Origin of the sequence: Paraburkholderia sp. J69-1, assembly GCF_905220255.1 — a bacterium.
Taxonomy (GTDB): domain Bacteria; phylum Pseudomonadota; class Gammaproteobacteria; order Burkholderiales; family Burkholderiaceae; genus Paraburkholderia.
In genome coordinates this window covers 111,903-135,583 of record NZ_CAJMZG010000020.1, presented here as the reverse complement: position 1 = coordinate 135,583, position 23,681 = coordinate 111,903, and the positions used below count along the sequence as shown (strand labels likewise).

Sequence of the window (23,681 nt, the reverse complement as noted above, 5' to 3'; positions counted from 1 at the left end):
CGGATAAGGGCACGATGACCCGCCTTTTTGCGGTGCGGGATTCGCGTTTAAACGCCAGATCGCGCTCCGGAATAGTCGCCGCATCGGGTGTCCGCGCAACGAAATCGCCGCCGGACTGCTCGCCAACGTCCGCAAGCGCACGGTTCGAACGCGAATGGCGTGCGAGGATGAGTGCAGATCAGGAATGCGCCGCAATCGTCGCCTGACCGACAAAGGGCCCGAACCGCGGCCCAGCCTGTGTGCAAAAACCAGGCATCGCAGTTGCGGTGCAACATGGTGAGACACCGGCCTGCTGCACGGAAAATGCACGAAAAAGCGGTAAAAATTGCGTCGGGTCGGCGCGGCATCCGGCATGAATTGCATGAACTGAGCGGTTAAACCGCGCTTGCTCGAGGATTCGCCTCGCATGACGCGGCCCTAGACTGGTTCTGCATTCAATCAAACGATGGGGATGGCGATGCGCGTAACGAACTGGATTCTGGTGCTCGAATGTGCCTACATGGAGTTCTCGAGCTGGCGCGGCAAGAACGTCTATCGGCGTACCGTGGCGTACGACCGCGTGGTGTGGTGTTGAACGGCCGCTAACATCGTGAGCGCCGCTGGAAACACTTCGCAAAGGCCTGCGCGCCGCTTTCGGCCGCAAGCCCTGAGTACTTCTGTGCCAATATCGCTCAGGCCAGAACGCGCGGCCCAGAGCCGGCCGCTTCGCGCTCCCGTTCGCCAAGCAGCGCGTCGTATTCGTCGTCGCTGAGCACGGGGCCAAGCTGCCCTTCCCACTTCGTCACCACCGCCGCGGCCACGCTGTTGCCAAGCACGTTGGTGGCCGTGCGGCCCATGTCGAGGAACGTGTCCACGCCCATGATCAGCAGCAGGCCAGCTTCGGGGATATGAAACTGGCCGAGCGTAGCTGCGATCACCACAAGCGAGGCCTTCGGCACCGCCGCCATGCCCTTGCTCGTGAGCATCAGGATCGCCAGCATGGTGGCCTGCTCCATGAACGACAGATGAATGCCGTAGGCCTGAGCGATAAACAGCGTGGCGAACGTGCAGTAAATCATCGATCCATCGAGGTTGAACGAATAGCCCAGCGGCAGCACGAAACTTGAAATGCGGCGCGGCACGCCGCTGCGTTCGAGTTGTTCCAGCAGCTTTGGATACGCCGATTCGCTGCTCGCCGTGCTGAACGCCAGCAGCATCGGCAGACGCACGGCGCGCACCAGACCGAACACGCGAGCGCCCAGCACCAGCCCGCCCGCGCCCACAATCGCACACCACAACAACACCAGCGCGCCGATAAACACACCCATAAACGTGCCGTAGCTCAACAGCACGCCCAAGCCCTGAATCGCGACCACGTGCGCGAGCGCCGCAAATACCGCTACCGGCGCGAAAGCCATCACATAGCCGGTGACCTTGAACATCACCGCCGAAATCTGCTCGAACAGCGCGACGATGCCTTGCGCAGGCTCGCCAATCGCAATGATGCCGAGGCTGAAGAAAGCTGCGAACACAACGATCTGCAGAATTTCGTTTTCGGCCATGGCCTGCACGACGCTCTTGGGCACGAGATGCGTGATGAACTCCTTGAGCGAGATCGAACCGGCCTGAATACCGGTGGCCGCGTGCGAATCGGGCAACGGCAGATTCAGGCTCGCACCCGGTTGCAGCCAGTTCGCGATCAGCGCGCCCAGCAGCAGCGAAACAAAAGTCGCGCCAAGAAACCAGGCAATCGTTCGCACACCGATACGTCCGACCGCCTTCGCATCGCCCATCTTGCCCACGCCTACCACGAGCGTCGTGAACACCAGCGGCGCGACGATCATCTTGATGAGGCGCAGGAACAGGTCCGTGACGAGGCCAAAGGCGTCGGCGACCGATTTCAGCGTCGGCTCATCGGCAATCGCTCGATGGCACGCGTAGCCGGTTGCAATCCCCAGCACCATGCCGATGACGATCCAGGTCGTCAGCTTCATACGTTTCATAGCGTCCACTCTCCTCGGCCGTCCAATGCGGCCCTACATTCCGACCAGTAATCCAATTGTTGCGACACTCTACTTCTTCGCATCAAGTGTTGCAAACTTATCAAAAACCCTGGTGGGTGGGGAGAGCTCGGGTCTGGTACGCAAACGAATTCTGGTTTGGCACAAACAAACCAGCTCCAAGAATTAGCTCATTTGAACAAAATTGATCGGGGTGCAAGTAGCTCAATTCACGCAGAATATTGGGTTTAAGAAGATTCCGGCGGCAATAGCTCCCGCAACACGTATGCAAGCTTCAGCGACTCTGGACGATAAATGTAACCACACTGGGTCGTGGCCGATATTCCCGCGTCCGTTCACTCGCTCGCAACAGGTGCCGGTAACGATGTCGCGAAATTACCGACCGGAGCGCTGCCGATCCGCAATGACGCGGGACAGAACGTGTATCTCGGACCCTGCCCACCGCAGGGCGACACGCATCTCTATGTGATCACAGTGACGGCACTGAAAATCCCCACTTTGCCGGTCGATGCGACCGCGACGCCAGCCGCCATTGGCTTCGTTGCGTATTACCAGCAGCTGGCAAAAGTGACGATACAGCCGAGATGGGAGGTTAGCCGCCCGGGTCAATGAGAACGTCGTGCGTCAAACTCCCAGGCAGCCTCCCAATTTGCGTCAATCCCTTCCTGCGCGTCGACGCACGCAGCGGCGATGCACGCCTGCTCAGTGGTAAGCCACCGAGTGGTCCTCGTCGGGATTACGAAACGAATCGAACGAACCAAACGAAATGCCATAGAGCAGCTTGAACTCCGGATCCACATTGATCACGAAGCAAACTGTACGCGCTGACGCTTTTCGCTCCCCGTTGCACAAGAAGGTCGAGTGCCTCGCGCGCCGCGCGGGGGTCATTCCACCTTCTTTTGAGTTTCCCATGACGACGTTCCTGATACGGTTGAACCGCTTCTGCTCAAGCCTCGCAATTTTCTCATTCTGTTCCGTTGCACTGGCAAGCGAAGCACCATCGGCACCGCCACGCAACTGGATCGATCCGGATACCGGTCATCGTGTCATTCGCCTGACCGATGAGCCCGGATCGGCCAGCCTGTACTTCAACATCAATGCATTTACGCCCGATGGAAAGCGCATGGTGTACACCACGGCCGACCATGGCATCGGCGTAGTCGATCTGACGACCTTCACTTCGCGTCTGCTGGTGGACGGCCCGGTCGGAGGTGGTCCCGGCGCCGTCGTTGTGGGCCGAAAAACACCCACAGTCTATTACTTCAAGGGTTCCCCGGACGATCCGAAATCGGCGTCGCTCTGGGCTGCCGATATCGATACCGGCACGCAGCACAAAGTCGCCGACCTGCCACGCCGCGCGGGCATTTTTTCGATCAACGCCGACGAAACCCTCGGTGTGGGCAGTTACATCGTCGGCGACGGCGAGGATTTCAACGGCCGCCAGGCAGGCCAGGCCACGCCCACGGACTGGGTCGCCGAGCCGCTCAACAAACAGGAAAAAATGGCCAGGCGGCTGGCAGCGCGTTTGCCGATGATCGTGTTCACCGTCGATCTGAAAACCGGCCGCACGAAGCCCGTCTTCGCCAGCTCGGACTGGATCGATCACCTGCAGTTCTCACCCACCGACCCGACGCTGCTGATGTACGCCCATCAGGGCGCATGGCAGCAGGTGGAGAAGCTCTGGACGATCCGCACCGACGGGTCGCAAAACCGGCACATCGACCCGCGCATCATGGCGATGGAGGGCAGCGGCCACCAGTGGTGGGACAACAGCGGCAACATCTGGTACGACCTGCACTTTCCGGAAGGCATCGACGCGTTCGTCGCCAGCTATAACGTCGGGAACGGCAAGCGGATCTGGTATCACTACGACCAGCAGGAATCGTCGATTCACTTTACTCGTTCGGCCGACGGCACGCTATTCGCGGGAGACGGCAGCACGACGCGCGGCGCGCAGTGGATCTATCTGTTCCGCCCGGAACTCGTACAGGATGATCGCAGCCTCGGCGAGAATCTGATCCAGCCGGGCCGCCTGAAGGCTGAGCGGGTCGTCAACATGTCCAGCCACGACTACCGCCTGGAGCCGAACGTGCGCTTCACGCCCGACGGCAAATATCTGATCTTCCGTTCGAACATGTTCGGCCCGACCTACGTGTTTGCGGTCGAAGTAGCGCGCTCTGTCCCGCTCACTCCGGCTCATTGATTTCGCGTCGCAATGAAAGGAGCGTGGACCGTTCTGGCCACGCTCCGCAGCTTGAGACATCCTCAATCCGGCGTTGATCTGCCGGATTGGTGGGAGCCTTAGAACTGGTAAGTCAGCGTGCCGCCAATCGTGCGCGGCTCGCCAATCCAGCCGACCACCGACCCGTAATCGCTTTCGACCAGACGACGGTAGTAGGTCTTGTTGAACAGGTTGTTGACCCAAACCGAAGCGGTCCAGCTACCGCGACTGAACTTGCCGCCCGTCCCCGCCGAGATCGCCACCAATCCGTAGCCAGGAATGCGCGCGAACGACGAATCGTCAACCGTACCGTAGGTCCATGTGCGATACGAATAACGGGCGCTGACGTACGAGTTCAACCCGTTGAGCGTATGCCACGTATAACGCGCTGTCGCATTGAAAGTCAGCTTGGGTGCGTTAAAAACCTGATTGCCAGTCAGATCGCAAACCGCCGTCGAGCCAGCCGGTCCAAGCGTGACTTCGGGTGGGCAGATCGCATGGTGATAGTTGAGATAACGCGCATCGTTATAGACCGCCGATGTTTGCAACAGCACGTGATCGTCGGGCGTGTATTGCAGCGAGAACTCAGCGCCGCGCGAGCGGAACGTGCCCGCGTTCGTGAGATACGTCGATTGCGTCGTCGGGTCGTAGCCCTGCGTCTGGAAGTCGTTGACGTAGGTAAGAAACACGTCGGCTTTTGCGTTCAGCGTGCCGTCGAGCAACGTGCCCTTGATTCCGAGCTCCGCGCTCTTGGTGCGCTCCGGCCGGATCACGAGCGAATCGAGCCCTTCCTTCGCCGCCGCTCCCGAAGACACATTGAGGCCGCCCGCCTTCTCGCCATAGGAAAGCGCAAGATAGCTGGAAAGCTCGCGCGTGATCAGATACCTGAAATTCAGCGTCGCCGAGGGCAGCGTGTTGTACTGGGTCAGATAACCCGAGTTGAACGCCTGCTTGTTGTAGCGCACGAACTGGCCGCCCTTCTTGTCGTACGTGAGACGCAGCCCCGCCGTGATATCCAGACGCGGCGTCGCGTGAAACGTGCCTTGCCCGAAACCCGACCACGTTTCGTCGTGCAGCGTGCCGTCGCGAATCACGGTCAGGCCGTCATAGATGCTGGAGTCGTAATAGACATTCGGCAAGGTCGTATCGGCATAGCGCGTGAAGGCCTGAGTCGACTGGTTTTCGCCCATATAGGTCGCGCCCAGCGCAAAGTCGAAATACTTCCCCTTTGGCGAATCGAGGCGCACATCCTGCAGCCACGAACGGTCGAGAAACTGCGTGCCGCTGTTTGCGTAGACCGGCACGCTCAAGCTGTCTGCGGTGGACGGCACGGAGCTGAAGTAGCGATACGCGCTAACCGAACGCAGGTTGTAGCCGTTGTCGAAGCGATAGTTCGCCTCGGCGGAAGCGCCGCCCTGCACGAGATGGAAGCTGTTTTCGTCGTCCAGCGCAACGACATGATCGCTGCCGCCGTAGACCACGTTATTGCCCACCTTCGCCGAATGAGTCAGAAAAGAATTGACGCCATTGACCGCGCTCGAGCCGTAGAGCACCGGTGTCGGCGAGCCGTTTTCGTTGTCGTAGTCGGCGCTCAGGCGCAGGCTGAACTGGCTGCTGGGCCGGATCAACAACTGGCCGCGCACGGCGTTGCTCGCGTTGCCGTTGAGCGTATGTCCGTTGGAGATGTTGGTCACATCGCCGTTCGTGCTGTTATGCACGTAATCGATGCGGCCCGCGACTGTGTCGGAGATCGGTCCGGAGAGCATCGTGTGATTGAGCACGGTGCCGCGCTCGGCAATCGAGAGACTCTCAGAGCCGGTCAGCTTGAAACTGGGCAACGGTGTATGAATATCGATCACGCCACCCGTGGAATTCGCGCCGAACAGCGTGCCTTGCGCGCCGCTCAGCACGTCGACGTAATCGACATCGGCGAGCGCACCCGCGAGCATGCCCGGGCGCGGCAGATACACGTTGTCGAGATACACGGCCACGCTGCTCGGCATGCCGATGTTCTGTTCGCCGCTGGTCTGGCCGCCGCCGTCGCCGATGCCGCGAATCGTGATCTGCGTGTCGGACGGATCGGTGCTCTGTACGTTCAGCCCCGGCACGAGCTGTTGAAGATCGGCAAGCGACGTGATGTGCTGCTGTTGCAGTTCGCTGCCCGTCACGCGGTAGCTAGAAGTGGGCGCGCGCTGCGGGTCTTCGCGCCGCGTGCGTGCGGCGCTCACCGTTACGGTGCCGAGTTGCGTCGTGCTCACCTCGGTGCTTGCGGTTGGGGGCGCCGGCCGCTTCGGCCGGTCAACTTTTGGGCGCGCATCCTCCGTCGCCGTGGCGCTCGCTACGCGCCGCACGCTTAACGCGTGACTATCCGTGATTACGACTTCGAGACCGGTTCCCTTGAGCGCCTGCGCGATCGCGCCTTGTGCAGTGAGTTCGCCGCTCACCGGCGCCGCCGTGACAGTCTCGACGAGCTTCGGATCGTAGCTCAGCGCCACGCCGCTTTGCGCCGCAATGGAAAGCAGCGTGCGATTGAGCGGCTGTGCCGCCAGATGGAACTGGTGCGTGGCGGTGTCCTGCGCGAGCGCTGCGCCTGCCACGAAAAGGAGTGCAGCGGCGAGCGCGCCAATTGCGCTCGAAGGTCGGCGCGCGCCTGGTGGCTGGACCGGGTTGCGGGTTCGTTTCACGTTGTGCCTGTCGTTGCGTAGTTGTTTCGTTACTGTTTCGGTGTTTTGGCGCTCTTGTTTCATCGTCGTTCCGGCGCGCGGCAGCGGGGAAAGCGATCAACGCGGCGCACACTCGAACGATTGACATGTGCAACGAGCACGCAAAAGCGTCAGCAGACAATGGCGGATCGCGCGTCTTTTTCGGAGACGTGCAGAAAATCATTTGTGGATTGCGCAGTAGCGCGCGAGTCATATCGATTCGACAAACCATGCTTTGGGGAACTGAACAAGCAACTTTAGAATCGCCGCTCCTGCCTGAGCCCCCTCCATCATGGCGACCCGATCCCACAGCCTGTTCACTGGCCGCACTGTCGAAACCGATACGCCTTGCGGCACGGCACGCTCTCGCGAACGTTTTCTCACCGAGGAATTTCGCCATAGCTATGGCTGGCTCAAGGGCTGCGTGCATCGTCTCGTCGGTTCCAGCAGCGATGCCGAGGATCTCGCCGCCAGCGCGTTCACAGAACTTGCTGCCCATCCGGACGTCAGCACGATCCGTCAGCCGCGCGCCCTGCTCACGACCATCGCGCGGCGCCTGACGTTCGAGCATTGGAGGCGACGCGATATCGAACGCGCCTACCTTGCGCGGCTCGCGCTCGCACCGGAGCCAGTCGCGCCCGCCCCCGAAGTCGCGCTCGAAGCGGTGCAGGACATCCTGTTGATCGACGCGGCTCTACAGCAGTTGTCCGCGCGAGCGCGAGAGGCATTCATCCTGAGCCAGTTCGAAGACATGAAATACGCCGACATCGCTGCGCGCCTCGGCGTTTCCGTGAGCATGGTGCGCAAGTACATCGCCCAGGCGCTGGCGCTCTGTTGCGACATCGCATGAATATGCTGCGTGGACGCCGCGCGAATGATCCGATACAGGCCGCCCGCTCGCCGCAGCGGGCGGCAATCGAATGGGAAGTACGGCTGCGCGACGACGCGTTGACCGCGCATGACCACGCCGATTTCGAAGCATGGCGAGGCGACGATACGAATGCTCAAGCATGGGAAGCGCTGCAAACGCGGCTTGCCCGCCTGCGTCCCGCAGCGGTCACCGAGCGAGCGGCGGTGGCCGATGCGCTGCGTGTGCCCTCGGAAAAACGCCGCAAGCTGCTGCGTGCGGGTTTCGGCAGCATGGCCGCCGTGCTCGGTTTCGTCGCAGTGCGCGGCGGCGCACATCGGCTCGGGCTGGACGCCGACTGGCGCAGCGCCATCGGCGAGCGGAATACGGTCAATCTCGCCGACGGCTCGCGCATGACCATCGACGCGGGCAGTCATATCTATCGCACGGCCGGATCGAGCGACCAGATACTACGCGTATCGACTGGCCAGATCCTGGTCCAGATGCCGGGTTCGCATGCGGGCATTGCGCGCCGCATCGAAACCGCGCACGGCTTTGTGGAGACCGTTGGCGGCACGCTTGATGTCGGACGCATTCATCGGCATAGCGTACTGGCCGTGCGCACGGGAGAAGCCTGGCTGTCGCAGCAGGGGCGCGCGCCGTTGCGTGTCCCGGCTGGCGAAAGCATCGCCTTTTCAGCCGCCGGGCCGCGCCCGCTCGCCCAATCGTTCGAACTGGTCAGTGCCTGGACGCGCGGTATCTTCGTCGCCGACAACTTGCCGCTGGACGCGCTCGTCGATGTCTTCAACCGCTATTCCACGGGCGTGATACGTGTAACGGGAGCAGCCGCCGATGTGCGCGTGAGCGGCGTTTTTTTGCTCGACGATGTTCCGCGCGCGCTGACGCAAGTCGCAGACAGCGCACCTGTTGAGCTAACCCGGATCGGCGACTACCTCAGCGTATTCAGCTAACTATCTATTTTGCGCTGACGGTTCGCGCGTCTCGTTGCACATGGATCATGGCAGTCGCAAACGACGCTGCTCCCTGCAACAAGCGAACAACACGACGGAACTCAACACGTGCGCAACTCCTTGATCGCGGCGCTCACGCTGCTGGCCGCGGCCCCTATATATGCCGCTCAGACCGTCCTCATAAAAGACGATTTTGCCTCATTGAACACGCAGCGCTGGATCGTCGAAGCCGAAGCGGAAGCCACTGCGCACGCTGGCCACATCCATCCCGTCTACACGCAATCGCATGCGCTTGTGCTCGATAGCGCACGCGGGCTGACGGTGTGGCTCAACCGTCGTCTATCAGGACACTATGAAATTACCTATACGCGTATGGTGCTCGATGCTGGCGGCCCGCATGATCGCGTTTCGGATCTGAACCAGTTTTGGCTCGCAAGCAAAACCCAGAAGGGTCAGCGAACCGCGCCTTTCGGTGGCTCGGGGCGTTTCTCCGACTACGACGCGCTCGATCTGTACTACGCTGGGGTGGGTGGCAACGACAACACAACGACACGCTTTCGCCACTACAACGGTACGTCCTCGCGCCCCCTGCTCGCCGAATACACCACCCCATCGTGGCTGCTGCGCGCCAATCACGCATATCGCGTCCGCATCGTCGTCGATGCGAACGGCACGCGCTTTTACCTCGACGGCACGCCCTGCTTTGCCGCTGCGGGCCCGCTGCCCGAGTCGGGCTGGTTTGCTTTTCGCTCGACCGCATCGCGCCAGATGATTCGCGACTTCAGGATTCGCCCACTCCCCTGACTGTGCCACGGATGTGTGGCAAGAACCGTCTAATGGCAAACGTCCACATTGCGCGCACGGCTCGCATCCAGTGCGATCTGCGCGCACAGACCACCAACTCGATCGCACCACGACTCATGACTACGTCGCCATTCCGCTCAAAAACGGTGACATCCATATTGGGCTGCAGGAATTCCCAACTGCGCGTCATCGCTTAAGGCAGGATCGAGCGGATGCTGAGTTTCGCGCTCGATGAAGTGATGCCTGCGCGGTAGCCACCCTGGACAAGCAGGTCGCTGATGCTACGCTTCGCCCAGCCTGGTAAAGTGTCCAGATGTTCAGTGATGTATCTGCGCAACTTCTCCGGTCTCTGTGGCAGCACTACACCGAATTCCGAGAGCAGGCCTCGCAACCGGTTGTAGGTCGCAGTCCTCTCTTCGACGAAACCCTGTCGTGTCCGATGCAGGCAAAGCGTCGCCTGCTGATGTTCGTCCTTCAGCGGGACAAAACGCATGCTCGGTCGCGTTACCGCTTCGCAGATTGCGGCGGCATCCGCCGCGTCATTCTTGCCGCGCTTGCCCGACATGCGATAAGGCGCGACAAGATTGGGCGCCATGAGTTTGACTGTATGGCCGTGCTGCTGAAACACACGGGCCCAGTGATGAGCGCCAAAGCACGCTTCCATTCCGATGAGGCACGCTGGCAACTGCGAGATCAACGCCACCAGTTGATCTCGCGGCACACGCGGCTTGATCAGCATCGCTTTGCCGATCTCGTCCACACCGTGAACGGCGAAGACATTCTTGGCAAGATCGATTCCGATAGTGACAATAGGCATGGATTTCCCCTCTCGCTGGTATCGATGAACGTTCGCAACTTCATCCTGGCACATTGATGCCGACTCGCGGCTTCCGCCGCAGCCTCGGGACGGGGAAGTCCCTTTCACTCTCTAGAGATGCCATCGCTCGATTATCAACCGCGAAATATCACATCGATATCGCGCGTCTTTATGCTTGCTGCGTAAAATCATGAATTAAATTTCCTAATTTCTGAGCAAGAATATATTCACGCACGATATCGCATCAATTCGCGAATCTCTAGCGGCCGCTCCGTTGACATCATTGGTCCATAAAATCTAGAATCAGGCCGCCACATGTCCGGCGACCGGCGCGGCAAATACTCCGGCGTCAGGCGGTAACACGCAAAAAAGATGGAATTCGCATGAACCCAACTGATTTGTCTCAGTTAATCCATGGTGGATTGTTCAGCAAGACCGCCTGATAAGAACAGACATCCCAGTATTACCTGATAATGCGCTTTCGCCCTGCAGGTCGGTAATTTATTCTGAATTGGGTCGTGATTTCAGTGTCACGCTCGACATGGTTTCCGCAGCAGGCGACATCGAGCTTAAAAAGCTGATTGCGCAACCCATGACGCTGTGGATCCAGCAGGCGGACAAATCGTACCTCCCGATCAACGGGTACATTCATACCGCCCGCAGACTAGGCGGAGATGGCAGCCTTTCCAGTTACCAATTGACCTGCGCGTCGTGGATGCATTTCCTCCGTTTCCGCAGCGACATGCGGTACTGGCAGGACAAGAGCGCCGACACCATCATCACGGACGTATTCAACATGCATCCGCAGGCAAGCGGCCAGTTTCAGTTTGCTTTGCGCAAGCCGCTGCCCGAACGCTCGTATTGCCGCCAGAGCGAAACCGACTGGAACTTCGTCCATCGCCTGATGGAGGAGGAAGGACTGTTCGGCTTCTGGCGACAGGCTACGGACGGCAAGTCGCATACACTCGTCGTCACGGACGATATCCATTCGCTCGACGAGGTCTCACCGAATCCTGTCAGCTTCTATCGGGCAGGTACAGGCAGCGAAACGGATGCGTTCACACAATGGTCAGGGGCGCGGACTTTACAAAGTACCGCGTATGCGACGCGTACGTTCGACTACAAGGCCCCCTCTTCCTCCGTCAATCCCAAAGGTACGTCCCTGCCGACGATGCCCGACCAGGGAAGCTTGCCAGAGCAGGCCGAAGTCTACGAATACACCGGCGCCTACACGTACCTGTCCCAGGATCGCGGCGAACATCTCTCGAAGATTCACCTGGAAGAGTGGGAATCTCGCGCCAAACGATTCTTCGCGGTGGGTGGCGTTCGCGCGATCGACGCAGGACGGCGCTTCGAGCTGGGCGGTCATCCGCAGCACGATTGCGATCAGGCTAGCCAGCGCGAATTCGCGGCGATCAAGGTGCGGCGCTACATCGAAAACAACCTGCCGCTATCTGATCAGGAGATGAGCTTTCCTCACAGTCTCCAGAACGAATTGTCACGGTTGAAATCGGGGAACACGGGAGAGACCGTCACCTGCGTAGACGGAACAACAGGCTTCTACCTGGTCGAAGTTGAGGCGCAGCGCGTGACGGTGCCGTACCACAGCCCGTTCGAACACAAAAAGCCGCAGATGCATCTGGAGACTGCCATTGTTGTCGGGCCACGAGGCGAAGAAGTTTATACGGACGAACTGAACCGGGTGAAGGTGTTGTTCGTCTGGGACCGCCAGAATTCCGGCGACGCCGGCGCGTCATGCTGGGTTAGAGTCGCGCAGTCCGATACTGGTGGCGGCTACGGGAGCGTCCACGTTCCGCGTGTTGGCGAGGAAGTGTTGATTGGCTATGTGGGCGGAGATTGCGACCGCCCGATAGTGCTCCATCGGGTCTACAACGGGAGCGTCCAGCCACATTGGCATACAAACGGCATTTTGTCGGGCTACCGGTCGAAAGAGTATTCGGGCTCGGGTTACAACGAAATGGTTCTGGACGATGCAACGGGGCAAAACCGCGCCCGGCTATTCAGTAGCACCGCCAACAGCCAACTCCACCTCGGGTATCTCATCGATCAAAGCGGCAACACACGTGGCTCGTATCTTGGCTCCGGATTTGCGCTGAGTGCGGATTCATATGGTGCCGTGAGTGCCGCGCAGGGCCTGTACATCACAACCCATCCCAAGCCGGCGAACAGTCAGCAGATGGACGTGCGCGAAGCGCAGCAGCAACTCATCAATGCCGAAAGCGCCATGGAGTCGCTATCACGGGCAAGCCGTCAACATCAGGCAGAAAGCCTTGAAGTCGGGCACGATGCGTTAAAGCGTTTCACCGATGCGACGCAGAACAGCATGCAAGGTTCGCAGTCGGGAGGCAGAACAGCCGGTGGCGGAACAGGCAATGTAAATGCCTTCAAGGAGCCCTTGATGCTGGTCGCAAGCCCGTCTGGTATTGCCCTGTCAACGCAGCAGTCAGTGCATGTCGCGAGCGATAGACAGATCAATTTCGTAAGCGGACAGGGCACGTTTATCGCGAGCGGGAAATCGCTGGTGGCGAGCGTCGCGGAGAAGATCAGCCTCTTCGTACAGAACGCCGGAATGAAGTGGTTCGCGGCGAAAGGAAAGATCGAGATTCAGGCGCACTCGGACAATATCGAACTCACTGCGCAGAAGACATTGAAGGTGCTGTCCGCGACGGAAAATATCGAAGCAGCCGCGAAGCAGGAAATCCTGTTGACCTCTGGCGGAGCCTATATCCGGATCAAGGATGGCAATATTGAAATTCACGCCCCCGGAAAGATCGACATCAAAGGGGCGCAACATTCTTTTGCTGGCCCGACTAGCCTGTCAACGTCGTCGCCGTCCTTGCCGGAAGATGCTGGGGACTACGATCAGGCATTTATCGCACATTGGGCGGGTAGCGACATTCCCGCCTCCAATGTCCGTTTCCGGATGTTTTCCGGAGACAGCCTGCTCATGGAAGGAAAGACCAATGCACTTGGCGAGACGGGTCTTACCCAGAGCCACGTCCCGAAAGACGTCACGATTCAATTTCTCGAAGGCTGAAAATGGCAGATGAACAACCAGGCGTGTTGGGTACCGGATCGTCCATGCTGACGCCAAGCGGCTACGCTGTCCGGCCGAAAGTACCGGTCGCCATCTGCAATAAGATTGTGACTCCCGCCGCGAAATCGTTTATCGGAACGTGCCCTTACTACTACCAGCCGCTGCACGGTGAATATTGGGAGACCGTGACCAAGGTTAGCACCGCGAGCGCGTGGGAGGCCGTCAAGAACTGGGCGGAATTCTGGGAGCCTGCCAAGGACAAGAAGACATTTCAGGAACTTCTGAATCGTCGAGAATCGTTGATTCAGGCACCCAGCGAAGACTCGGATTGGTCGAGGCACGGGAACTTCATGATGCGCCACATCGGTTGCAGCCACCGCCCGCCTAGCTACTACGTCAGTTACGGCTATTACTACTGTTCGAATTATGGCGCGAAGCTCTATCCGAAACTGAGCCCGAAAGGTCAGGCATGGCTGAAAAGTGCGCGATTTTTTCTTCAGTCCAACATGGAAGATGGGCTGAGCCAAAACATGCGCGGCAACGCCATCAGGCAATCCAGCCGCAAACCGGGTAATGGCAGTTTTAATATGTCTGTTGCGCAATTCATGCTTGAACTGAACGAAGAGACATTCAAAACGTTTGCGTTCAAAACACACCCACTAGCGTATCTCGATGGTGGCCTGGCTGATCTAGGACCCGTTGATATGGCGAGAATCGCCATGCAGCCTAATATTCAGGAATGGGCAGACTCGCGAACCTGGGGGCAGGCCGTAGACAGCGGATGGGTGGTCGCGAAAACGAGGACAAGCGAGGCTGGGGACGCCATCGGGCAAGGTGTCGATGCCGTTAGCTATACCGTTCAGCGGTTACTTTCCTTCAAGTTCAACCGAAGTTGCACACTGACATGCGGTGGAAATTGATTTGTGGCGCGTTGCTAGTTGCGGCGGCCGTAACGTACGGATACGAGAAAATGTCGAGTAGCTGGGAAACCATCTCAACGAATTTCATGAAGGACGAAAAACCTTATGGCGGCGGGAGCTTCGTCATCCACGGAGACAAGGCGATAAGCCTGAAAGTCGCGGGTCCAGTCATCACCTTCAAGCCGGCGAGCGAGTCCACGAATCCTGATGTCGCCGAGCCAACGCAAGCATGGATGAGCGACACGAATCAGCGCATGAATCGCTGGACAGTCAGTATCCTGAGAGGTTCGATCAACGGGCGACTGGAGCGCCTGTTTTCGGAACCCGGGCAGGATGGAGTATGGTGGTATTCGAACGACTGGAACACTTTGTTTGTTAGCACCGGTTGGATGGACTATACGTCGCCCATTCCATCGGATGGTCTGACTCCCCAGACGACGAGACTTTGGCGTTCAAGAGACGGCGGAAAGACCTGGACACAACTCAAGTGGCCGGAAAGCCGCAATATAGGACACCTGCTTTTCCTCGACACAATGCGTGGATACGCGATTGGCTGGGGACCAGACGTATGGCGAACGAACGACGGTGGTGAGTCCTGGCAACAGATTCCCGCCCCCCCGCTTGCAAGCCAAGGAAAGCCGCGGGCGACTTTCGATGGCGTAGACCTCAGTCAGGACGGGGTATTACGTGTTGCGTACTATGTGAATGAACTAAAGGAAACCAAGGCCTCTAGCGTAATTTATCGACTTCGCTGGAGCGACCAGCAGTTTGAGCCGGAAACCGTATTGCCCGGTCAAACTGTAGTCGACATGAAATCCACGTCAAAAGATGAGAATAGCTATATGGTCTACGCTCTCTCTAGTCGTGGCGCGCATTCCGACGAAATGGGACAAGGGGGGATTATCTCCAGGTGGGACAGTGCACAACCCTCAGCAGTACATCAGCTTCATGAGTTCGCCGCGCCTCTGAGCATGGGAGGTCTGGTCGTTGGTACGCGAGGCGTACTGATCACCTATGCAACAGATAGCAGCGGCAGCGGTGCCCCGCAGGACTACAGCCTGTACAGCACCGACGCGGGCAAGTCGTGGAGGCAATCGGATGACGGGTTGATGTTCGGTGGCTATTTCGATTCCGATACGAACACAGAGTACGGGTTGTCTGTTTATACGCTGAAAAAACGGCAATTCTAGTCAACGGCTCATCCAACAGATCCAGTCATGCAACGCTATCTGATACTCAACGACGACAAGACCACTGCGAACGGAACGATAGTCGCCGCTCCGACGTCGATCCGGTTCGAAGGCCGCGACGTTGCTCACGAAGGCGATGATGTGCAATGTCCGGCATGCGAAACGACCGGGAAAATCAAATGTGATGGGCCACGACAGGTAATGACTGCGCCAGATGGTCGACATGCTGCGTTGAGCGACGACCTGTGCATTTGCAGTTGCGATCCGCCGCCGAGGCTCGTTTCTTCGCAGCAGTCGATGTCCGTGGATGCCTGATAGCCTGTAACACACAACCTGCATGGCAACCGGTGTTGCTCGTCTTGCAAGTACTCGCGACTATCCCGCGCCCAGAGGATTCACTCTGCTGGATCGGGATTCGTATGGCTTGTGCGAGCATCACCGGTTAGAAGCCTTCGCCAGACATCATTTCACGCATCGGCATCCATCCAACTTACTAGAGAATGTTGTACGCGTTGCACATCGGTCGCTTCGCGGACCTGCCTACCCGTGCGCTGTATTTCATGCTGGGTCTGGCCGGTACGGCAATGGTCGCAACAGGCATCGAGCCATGAACGTTGCCCCTTGCCGCTGCGAAACGTGAAGAAGACTCGAGATCCGGTGCGCGGCACGCAGCCAACCTGCTCTCGGTATCTTCCAGCGTGAGGAGCCACGGATCGTCGCCCGAGGTTGCGGAAGCCGTGTTCGTGTTTATCCGCCGAACTGACTTTCTTATATATGGTGCGTCTCACTGCGCCCACGCCGAGGCGACGCGCACCAGGCGTCTAGTCCACGTCGAGCTTGGGATTACACTGGATCGCCCTGAAGGCTTTGGCGGCTAACTGGACTTCCAGTTCGTCCAGGCCTCGAACAAAAAAGTTGGTCAACTCCGGCAGCGTCGGCGCAGCCGTCAGCAGTTGCTCATAACCTTCGTCGCCTGGGTCGGGCCGCCCCGACCGCAAACGCATCGCCGCGATGGCGAATTTGTTGGCGGCATCGTATTTCTGGAAGACCTGATAAAAATCATCGATCGTATAACCGTGCTGCGTCATGAGAACCCAGAGATCAAACCAGTCGCGGGTTTTCGAGCGATCCGCACAGACGAAGCACTTTGTTTCGAAGATCTCGGCGATCGTGGCGACCCGCAGCGGACCTGCCGGCTGATTACTTTCGAAGACCCGGTTCGGCAACTCATCGAGACGCACGAAAGTCACCTTGACGGTGTCGATCGCTACATAGTTCATCTGGTAATCGGCCAGATCAAGGCCGGACTCGAGGAACTCCTCCAGCGCCAGCGGACTCTGGTTCAACCGCATGGTGATGCCGTGCGTTTTCACCTCAGCCGCGAGCGCCTCGATGCGCCGCCGAGGGAGTCTCGCGCCACCGAAATAGGCAAAATCGAGGTCTTCGCTGATGCGGTGCCCGATCCGAAGGGTCAGGGCCGTGCCGCCGATAAGCACAAAGCCGGCGAGAAGCGGACTGTCGCGCACGACCTCCCAGACTTCACGCGTGTCGTCGCGTAGCTTGCTCGTATCCATCACGGATGTGCCTCAAAATTCGCTCGGTAGTGGGCGCGGCGCGGCGGGCCTCGATCGATCCCGCGTCAACAAGCTCACGCCATTGCCGCTCGACTATGGACGGGCCAAATTCGGTGGCTGCATCGAGAATCACATCGAAGCGCGGGTCGAGCAACGCGCGCTGAATAAACACTTCATTTGAAGCGCGGCTGTTGGACCAGACAAGTTCCGGGTGACGTTCGCGAAAGCTCGCCGCGGACGCTGGCGGGCGCTTGATCCGCTGGTTGGGGCGCTCCGACGGCTGACCGACCGGCACAAGCTCCAGTCGCATGCCAACGAGGCTCGCGAGCCGCTCGACGGTGTCAAGCCGGCCCTTGCCGCGCTTCTTCAACCGCGAGAGCCCCTCGGCGGTCAGCCCCGACTGGTCAGCCAGATCGCGCTGCGACAGTCCCTTGGCCTTCGCTTCCTCGAAAATCCGGCCAAGTACTGCCCCTGCATCGAGTTCGACGCTCATAGGGACCTCCATACATTTGTTCAACCCGAATTTTAGACCAATTGATCTTTAGGTCAATTTTTTCGCACCCAAGCCTTCTTTTTTGCAATCGCTACGGCCCTATTTTCCGATGACGACATACATGTCGATCATCACCGCCCTCACAGCGCCACCTCTTTAAAGGCTTTTCAAAACGGAGCACCGCTTTAGAAAATGCGAACCGTCTTTTTCGGCATCGCCGCGCGCAGTTGGCAAAAGTAGGTGGCAACCCGCGCACTCCAACAGCGCAATGTCCCCAATGCCAGACGATAAGAAAAAACCGGCGCCGCTGCTGCAACGCCGGTTTCATTAGCATGACTGAATCAAACTCAGTTCGTCGTCACGAGCGGATCCGACGGCACGATCCGCACAGCAGCAGGACTTTGCGCCAGCGGATTCCACCAGGACAGATGCATGTTTGCCGGCCCCGTTCCGTGCACATATTCGACCTTGATCGACGTCGGCTGCCGGGCATTCAGCAATACGACGCCGCTTGTCGTCGAGCGTGTCGACGTCTTCTTGTTGATGACTTCGACGCTGTTGATCCACAACCGGGCGATGTTGTCGCTGTCGATCGAGAACGTGTAAAGGCCTGACTGCGACGCCTCGATCGCCCCCGTCCAGCGAATACCGTAGTTCGTCGCATTGACGCCCGCCGAGGCATCCGGCGAGTCGGTGCCGCGCTCCGTGTTCAGGTCGAAATCGACGAGCGGCGTGACCGACGTCTTCACCGGCGCGCTGCTGAAACTCGGATCGTTGTAGTACGCGACGTTGAGCACCGGCAGCTTCACGTCGAATCCGCCCGTCAGCGCCTGAACTTCCGACGTCTGCCACGGGTGACCATCGGGGTAGAGCGTGCCCTGAAACGGCGTCGCCGGTTCGACGGTCGCGGGTGCGGTCGGCGTCTGGCCCCAGTGGAAGCGCGTGTTGGTGCGCCCGATCATCAGTTCCCAGACGATGAAGCCCGTGCTGCCGCCGTAGTTCGACACGATGCCCGGCATCGTCTGCCCCGCCGTGCCCGTGAAGCCGCGCTGTAGCGTCTCCGAGTTCAGCGCACTCACATAGCTGCCGTTGACCGGGCCCGTGTACGGATTGCCATACGGATGGAACGCGTAGAAGTCGGAGAAGTACGTGCCCTCATCCTCCTGCACCTGCGGCGAATTGATCGGCTGCGTGGCGCCCGCATTCAGGATCGCGATACGCGCATCGTTCATCAGCACCGCACGCGTTTGCTGCAGCGAACCGTTGCCGCTGCAACCCGGCTCGTTCATCGGCTCCCAGAAGATGATGCGCGAGTCGTTGCGATGCGGCGCGACGAAATCGGTGATGTAGTTCGCGAGGCTCGCCTTGTAGGTCACCGACGCGTTCGATGCCGTCGGCTGGAAGTACGCCTGTTCGACCGGCGTGCCCGGCGACTGCACCCACTGGCTGTTGTGCACGCCCCAGACGGGAGCCGGTTGCGGTCCGTATTGCGGTGTCGGGTTCCAGCAGTCGTCGTAGAAGATCGGCGACACCTTGATGCCGTGCCGCGAAGCAATCTCCAGCAGGTTCTCGAACTTGCTCAGGAACGCGACGCGGTCGTTGGCCCACACGAGGTAGTGCAGATAGACGGCGATCGTGTTGACGCCATAGGTCTGCGCGTACGTCAGTTCACGATTGACGACGGCGGGATCGTAGTTCTCCCAGAAGTCGATTGCATTGACGGCCGACGACGGCGTATAGACCATGCCGACCACTTTCGAGAAATCGAAAGTCGGCGACTTCACGGCCGGATAGGTCTTGATAGTGATGTTGCTGAACGTCGCGCCGACGCCGAAGCGCCGCACGCCGAAGCTGCCGCTCGCGAACGCGGCGGGCAGCGCGTTGGTCGCATCGTTCGCGCTGATCACGCGTTGCTGGTCGAGATCGACGGTGATGGCCGTGCCGCTCGTCGTGACCTTCAGATGGTGCGTGCTGCCGCCGACGATCGCGCTGTTCGGGTACTGGATGAACTGCGTCCAGTTGTTGTTCTCGCGGCCGACGACCAGCGTGTGCGAGCCCGTGTCGAGGCCGATGAAATAGCCCGTCAGGCTATCCGGGCCGCCCGCCGTCGGATTGGTCGTGCGTACGATGAAGCCGGCGTTGGCCGGTCCCGTGCCGACTGGATTGCCGACCGTGACGTCCGCCTCGTAGGAAGCTGTCGCATACATGCTGCCAAGCGCGACGGCCTTGTCGCCCGCGCCCGTGCCGTTGGTGGTGGGCGCCGGAATCGCGATGCTCGATGGCGTCGCGCCGGGCACCCAGCCTTGCGTCGAGCCCGCCGCGAGATAGCTCGTGAAGTCGCCGAAACTGAGCGTGGTGCTGGTGAGCGCTGCGGGTGGCGCGGGTGGCGTGTACGGCGAAAGATTCTTGTCCGGATCGCTGATGACGACGGCTGGCGTGGTGGTTCGCATGCCGAGCGGCGTGGAGCCCGCCAGCCGGAATTCGTTTTGCACGCTCGCCGATGCTGAATTCGCGGCGGACGTCTGCGCGTCCGCTACCGCTGTGGGGGTGGGTGAATCGCTGTTGCCGCCGCACGCGGCCAGAATCACCGCGCTTGCCGAAAGCACGAATAAGTTGCGCACCTGTATCTCCTGAAATCACCCGTATTTATAAAAGGTCGAAAATTATTATTAATTTATCGGGCATAGCGATGCTGCCATCTATGCACTGCGATCCAATTACTGGGAAACGGAAGCGATGAAACAAGAGCAGCGATACGGTAAAATTAATAATATTATTAGTCATCAACTCCTGCACCAGGAGTTTCCCTGACTCGCGCGCAACGGTGATCTCTTTGCGTCACCCCAAAAAAGCAAAGGGCTGAGTTCCGTGCAATACCGGACCCAGCCCTTGGGCGCTTGGCGTTCAACAGTCCAGCTTCGTGGAGTCAGTTCAGCGACCGTCCTCGCGATGAAATTACTTTCACGGTTCCATCATCGCCACACGAGACGCATGCGGCTAGGCTCTCGTCTGGCAACGCGATCCGTGATCGTGTGATCGCCGGCTTCGCATTTTCGTAATCGTGGGCGGCGCACATCCTGCGCTCCCCCAACCTGTATTTCCTTAGCCCACCCTCATGATCTACGTAGACGAACTGAAAAGCGGCGCCTGGAGCGTTCGGGGGCCGCAAGCCCAACATTGCCGCCTGTTTTCAGACGATCCGACGCCCGACGCCCTGTTCGCCATGGCGACGCAAATCGGACTGGACCCGGCTTCCTGGATTCCCGCACGCACGGCCGACGGCACCTTCACGCCGCACGGCGCGCCGTTTTACTGGGTTCGCCCCGCCGTACGAGCGAAAGCGGTCGCCGCTGGCGCGCTGCGCCTCAAGAGCAAGGACGCCGACCGGCTTCTGTCGCGTGTGAAAGTCGATGTCGCGAACATGCCCATGCCGGTTGCGGACTAGCGCCGGGCCGCGCAGATTGCGGTTCACGATTGCGCAGCCCTGAATCCATCCGCTCAGGCCTTCACGACCGTGAGCCCCGCTTCTTCCAGCGGACGCGTGAGCTTCGTGCCCGCCGCCGCATCGACGATCAATGTCTGCGCGAGATCCAGTCCGCCGATGCAGTATTGCGAAGCCGCGTTGAGCTTCGACGCGCTCGCCAGTACCACCGTTTCAGCCGCACGCGCCGCCAGCGCGCGTTTCACATAGGCTTCCTCATAATCTCCCGTGCTCAGGCCGGCCTTGGCATGCACGCCGGTCACGCCCATGAAGTAGAGATCGGCGTGAATGTGCGACATGGCCTCGATGGCCGCCGCGCCAACGCTCACCACCGAATGCTTGTACAGCCGCCCGCCGATCAGCACGACTTCGACGCTGGGATGCGCGGCCAGCGCCACTGCGATGCCTGGGCTATGCGTGACGATGGTCGCAACGAGATCTGGGGCGAGCGACTGCACCAGCAGCGCGGAAGTCGTCCCGCCATCGACGATCACAACCTGGCCTGGCGCAATCATGGCAGCCGCCTTGCGCGCCACGCGCTGTTTGGCGGCCACATCCATATCTTCGCGCTCGGCCAGCGGCGCAATAGCGGGCGAAGCAGGCAGCGCGCCGCCATGCACGCGCTGCAGACGCCCTTCCGCCGCCAGTTCGCGCAAGTCGCGCCGCACGGTGTCCTCGGACACACCGAACGCCACGCTCAGCTCGCCGGCCAGCACCTGACCGTCACGTTCGAGGGCGTCGAGAATCGCTTTTTTTCTTTGGCTGGTGAGCATCGTCGGACCGAGTGAAATCGGGTTTGCACGAATTTTCTTGAAACTGCACGAGATTGCACGTTACCATCGGCAGGCAGGAATGTCGAACTTCCGCTTGCATCGCCCCTTTGATCCAGACTGGAGCTTCTCGTGACGACCACCCAGGACCGCATCCGCATCGTCGATACCACCGTGCTTTCGGACAACTGGTATGTGCTGCGCAAAGTCACCTTCGACTTCCTGCGCCGCGACGGCAGCTGGCAACGCCAGAGCCGCGAAACCTATGACCGCGGCAATGGCGCGACCATCCTGCTGCACAATCCCGCGACCGGCCATGTGGTGCTGACGCGCCAGTTCCGCATGCCCGCCTTCGTCAACGGCCACGACGGCATGCTGATCGAAGCGGCGGCCGGTTTGCTCGATCAGGCCTCGCCGGAAGAGCGCATCCGCGCCGAAGTCGAAGAGGAAACGGGCTATCGCGTGCGCAATCTGCGCAAGGTGTTCGAGGCCTTCATGAGCCCCGGTTCGGTCACGGAAAAGCTCTACTTCTACATGGGCGAGTACGACGACTCCACGCGCGTGGGTCGCGGCGGCGGCATCGCCGAAGAAGGCGAAGATCTCGAAGTGATCGAAATGCCTTTGACCGAAGCGCTGGCGGCGATCGGGCGCGGCGAGATCGTCGATGGAAAAACCATCATGCTGCTGCAGCATGCGGCGCTTCAGGCCGCGGCGGCTGCAACCGCCCGCTGAGCGCACGCCACTACAATCGTCGACGGTCTATTTTTCTGGAATTCGCATGTATATCGTTTCGCTGACTTACACCGCATCGCTCGATCGTATCGACGATGTGTTGCCCGCGCATCGCGCGTACCTCGACGCGCAGTTTGCCGCCGGCCACTTTGTTGCGGCCGGCCCGAAGGTGCCGCGCGACGGCGGCGTGATCGTCGTATCGAACATGGAGCGCGAGCGCCTGGACGCGATCCTCGCTGCCGATCCGTTCGTGCAGCAAGGCGTGGCTGTTCATACCGTGACGGAATTCAAGGCCACGCGACTGGCAACCGGATTGAATCTGCTGCGACCCGAGGCGGCCGTTTAACCTTGCGCCTATACCGCGATGTAATGCCAGGCGGCAATCAGACCGGAAATGCTGATGCCGCCGTGCAGGCCCAGGGAAAAGTATGCGGGACGGCGGTTGATGCTGGACACGCCATGAAAGAGCCAGAGTTCGTCCAGCAGCAGGATCAGTAGCTGGATCGATGTGCCTGTCGCGATCAGCACCACGAATTCGCATAGCGATTCGGAATCGTAGGTATCGAGGTAGGTTGGAGAGAGTCTGAAGATCAGATAGATTGCCATCACCTCGCATAAACCGAATGTACGCATCAGGAATTCTATATATTTCGGCGGTTTGAACAGTCTCCGTAAACCGCCTTGGGAGTCACATATTAAACGCCGGTCCGGCCGGGCTAGTCCGGTCGGCACGCGGATCGGATTCGGCTGATCTATCACTGCGCGCCCGATCGGGGACTGGAAATCCTGGCACCGGTATTCGAGTATCTGGCGACCATACACGCCGATATCGAACTCGATGTTTTTTAGAGCTTCAGTCTGTATGGGTCGGGTGAACGTGACGAGCCGTATCGGCCGCTTTTCGAGCGCTGCAAGCGCCCATCCGCGCATCCGGTATCACGGCGCGATACCGTTACGTAACACCCATTCACCCCGCATCGCACACGTTACGTAACCACCCGCACCTCACCGCGCCGTCCAGACCGTTGCGCGCGCATCCGATATGGCACGCCTCCTGCTTCGTCGATTTCCATAACGACAAGGCGACACGCACCGCTACGC

Annotated in this window: 20 protein-coding genes and 2 pseudogenes; 14 read left to right on the top strand and 8 right to left on the bottom strand. The window is 59.7% G+C overall.

Annotated elements, in window-relative coordinates; translation table 11 throughout:
- Nucleotides 1-451: 451 nt before the first annotated feature.
- The gene (locus U5A67_RS30265; protein ID WP_277397966.1) at nucleotides 452-574 is read left to right on the top strand and encodes a hypothetical protein; all 123 of its coding nucleotides are present in this window, start codon (nucleotides 452-454) and stop codon (nucleotides 572-574) included.
- A gap of 97 nt (nucleotides 575-671) precedes the next feature.
- Here the strand turns inward: U5A67_RS30265 and U5A67_RS30260 are convergent, their stop codons facing one another.
- Nucleotides 672-1,982 (bottom strand): dicarboxylate/amino acid:cation symporter, encoded by a 1,311-nt coding sequence (locus U5A67_RS30260; protein ID WP_321817208.1) that lies wholly within the window; start codon nucleotides 1,980-1,982, stop codon nucleotides 672-674.
- A gap of 330 nt (nucleotides 1,983-2,312) precedes the next feature.
- Here U5A67_RS30260 and U5A67_RS30255 point away from each other — a divergent pair, with 330 nt between their 5' ends.
- Nucleotides 2,313-2,612, top strand: coding sequence for a hypothetical protein (locus U5A67_RS30255; protein ID WP_321817207.1), 300 nt, complete (start codon nucleotides 2,313-2,315; stop codon nucleotides 2,610-2,612).
- Nucleotides 2,613-2,799: 187 nt separating this feature from the next.
- Entirely contained in the window at nucleotides 2,800-4,203 is a 1,404-nt protein-coding gene (locus U5A67_RS30250; RefSeq protein ID WP_321817206.1) for an oligogalacturonate lyase family protein, read from the top strand.
- A gap of 98 nt (nucleotides 4,204-4,301) precedes the next feature.
- Here U5A67_RS30250 and U5A67_RS30245 read toward each other — a convergent pair whose 3' ends face one another.
- On the bottom strand, nucleotides 4,302-6,905 hold the full coding sequence (locus tag U5A67_RS30245; protein ID WP_321817205.1) for a TonB-dependent receptor: 2,604 nt from the start codon (nucleotides 6,903-6,905) through the stop codon (nucleotides 4,302-4,304).
- A 310-nt stretch (nucleotides 6,906-7,215) separates the two neighbouring features.
- On the opposite strand from U5A67_RS30245, the gene U5A67_RS30240 reads away from it, so the two are divergent.
- The 3 genes from U5A67_RS30240 (at nucleotide 7,216) to U5A67_RS30230 (ending at nucleotide 9,545) form a co-directional block, all read left to right on the top strand.
- Complete coding sequence (locus U5A67_RS30240; protein WP_321817204.1) at nucleotides 7,216-7,773, top strand: sigma-70 family RNA polymerase sigma factor; 558 nt, start codon at nucleotides 7,216-7,218, stop codon at nucleotides 7,771-7,773.
- Complete coding sequence (locus U5A67_RS30235) at nucleotides 7,770-8,741, top strand: FecR family protein (RefSeq protein ID WP_321817203.1); 972 nt, start codon at nucleotides 7,770-7,772, stop codon at nucleotides 8,739-8,741. The genes U5A67_RS30240 and U5A67_RS30235 overlap by 4 nt, the downstream gene beginning before the upstream one ends.
- 108 nt (nucleotides 8,742-8,849) lie before the next feature.
- Nucleotides 8,850-9,545, top strand: coding sequence for a DUF6250 domain-containing protein (locus tag U5A67_RS30230; RefSeq protein WP_321817202.1), 696 nt, complete (start codon nucleotides 8,850-8,852; stop codon nucleotides 9,543-9,545).
- A gap of 265 nt (nucleotides 9,546-9,810) precedes the next feature.
- Here the strand turns inward: U5A67_RS30230 and U5A67_RS30225 are convergent.
- A pseudogene (locus tag U5A67_RS30225) lies at nucleotides 9,811-10,362 on the bottom strand (IS110 family transposase); the annotation flags it as partial.
- 383 nt (nucleotides 10,363-10,745) lie between these two features.
- Here U5A67_RS30225 and U5A67_RS30220 point away from each other — a divergent pair.
- The 5 genes and pseudogenes from U5A67_RS30220 (at nucleotide 10,746) to U5A67_RS30200 (ending at nucleotide 16,141) form a co-directional block, all read left to right on the top strand.
- Nucleotides 10,746-13,420 (top strand): annotated as a pseudogene (locus tag U5A67_RS30220) (type VI secretion system Vgr family protein).
- A gap of 2 nt (nucleotides 13,421-13,422) precedes the next feature.
- On the top strand, nucleotides 13,423-14,340 hold the full coding sequence (locus tag U5A67_RS30215) for a hypothetical protein (protein ID WP_321817201.1): 918 nt from the start codon (nucleotides 13,423-13,425) through the stop codon (nucleotides 14,338-14,340).
- An 86-nt stretch (nucleotides 14,341-14,426) separates the two neighbouring features.
- Nucleotides 14,427-15,530, top strand: a complete 1,104-nt coding sequence (locus tag U5A67_RS30210; protein ID WP_321959771.1) for a glycosyl hydrolase — start codon at nucleotides 14,427-14,429, stop codon at nucleotides 15,528-15,530.
- Nucleotides 15,531-15,557: 27 nt separating this feature from the next.
- Entirely contained in the window at nucleotides 15,558-15,845 is a 288-nt protein-coding gene (locus tag U5A67_RS30205; RefSeq protein ID WP_321817199.1) for a PAAR domain-containing protein, read from the top strand.
- A gap of 185 nt (nucleotides 15,846-16,030) precedes the next feature.
- Nucleotides 16,031-16,141, top strand: a complete 111-nt coding sequence (locus U5A67_RS30200; protein WP_415767964.1) for a PepSY domain-containing protein — start codon at nucleotides 16,031-16,033, stop codon at nucleotides 16,139-16,141.
- 210 nt (nucleotides 16,142-16,351) lie between these two features.
- Here the strand turns inward: U5A67_RS30200 and U5A67_RS30195 are convergent, their stop codons facing one another.
- From U5A67_RS30195 to U5A67_RS30185, 3 genes are all read right to left on the bottom strand, one after another.
- Complete coding sequence (locus U5A67_RS30195; protein WP_321817198.1) at nucleotides 16,352-17,104, bottom strand: nucleotidyl transferase AbiEii/AbiGii toxin family protein; 753 nt, start codon at nucleotides 17,102-17,104, stop codon at nucleotides 16,352-16,354.
- Nucleotides 17,070-17,597, bottom strand: coding sequence for a hypothetical protein (locus U5A67_RS30190; RefSeq protein ID WP_321817197.1), 528 nt, complete (start codon nucleotides 17,595-17,597; stop codon nucleotides 17,070-17,072). The genes U5A67_RS30195 and U5A67_RS30190 overlap by 35 nt, the downstream gene beginning before the upstream one ends.
- A gap of 347 nt (nucleotides 17,598-17,944) precedes the next feature.
- On the bottom strand, nucleotides 17,945-20,218 hold the full coding sequence (locus U5A67_RS30185; RefSeq protein ID WP_321817196.1) for a PA14 domain-containing protein: 2,274 nt from the start codon (nucleotides 20,216-20,218) through the stop codon (nucleotides 17,945-17,947).
- A 494-nt stretch (nucleotides 20,219-20,712) separates the two neighbouring features.
- On the opposite strand from U5A67_RS30185, the gene U5A67_RS30180 reads away from it, so the two are divergent.
- Complete coding sequence (locus tag U5A67_RS30180; protein WP_321817195.1) at nucleotides 20,713-21,042, top strand: hypothetical protein; 330 nt, start codon at nucleotides 20,713-20,715, stop codon at nucleotides 21,040-21,042.
- 53 nt (nucleotides 21,043-21,095) lie between these two features.
- On the opposite strand, the gene U5A67_RS30175 is transcribed toward U5A67_RS30180, so the two are convergent.
- On the bottom strand, nucleotides 21,096-21,851 hold the full coding sequence (locus tag U5A67_RS30175) for a DeoR/GlpR family DNA-binding transcription regulator (protein ID WP_321817194.1): 756 nt from the start codon (nucleotides 21,849-21,851) through the stop codon (nucleotides 21,096-21,098).
- Nucleotides 21,852-21,980: 129 nt separating this feature from the next.
- Between U5A67_RS30175 and U5A67_RS30170 the strand changes: the two genes are divergently transcribed.
- Both U5A67_RS30170 and U5A67_RS30165 read left to right on the top strand, forming a co-directional pair.
- Nucleotides 21,981-22,580, top strand: coding sequence for an NUDIX domain-containing protein (locus U5A67_RS30170; RefSeq protein ID WP_321817193.1), 600 nt, complete (start codon nucleotides 21,981-21,983; stop codon nucleotides 22,578-22,580).
- A gap of 46 nt (nucleotides 22,581-22,626) precedes the next feature.
- Entirely contained in the window at nucleotides 22,627-22,926 is a 300-nt protein-coding gene (locus U5A67_RS30165) for a YciI family protein (RefSeq protein WP_321817192.1), read from the top strand.
- A gap of 8 nt (nucleotides 22,927-22,934) precedes the next feature.
- On the opposite strand, the gene U5A67_RS30160 is transcribed toward U5A67_RS30165, so the two are convergent.
- The gene (locus tag U5A67_RS30160; protein WP_321817191.1) at nucleotides 22,935-23,510 is read right to left on the bottom strand and encodes a hypothetical protein; all 576 of its coding nucleotides are present in this window, start codon (nucleotides 23,508-23,510) and stop codon (nucleotides 22,935-22,937) included.
- Nucleotides 23,511-23,681: the final 171 nt, after the last annotated feature.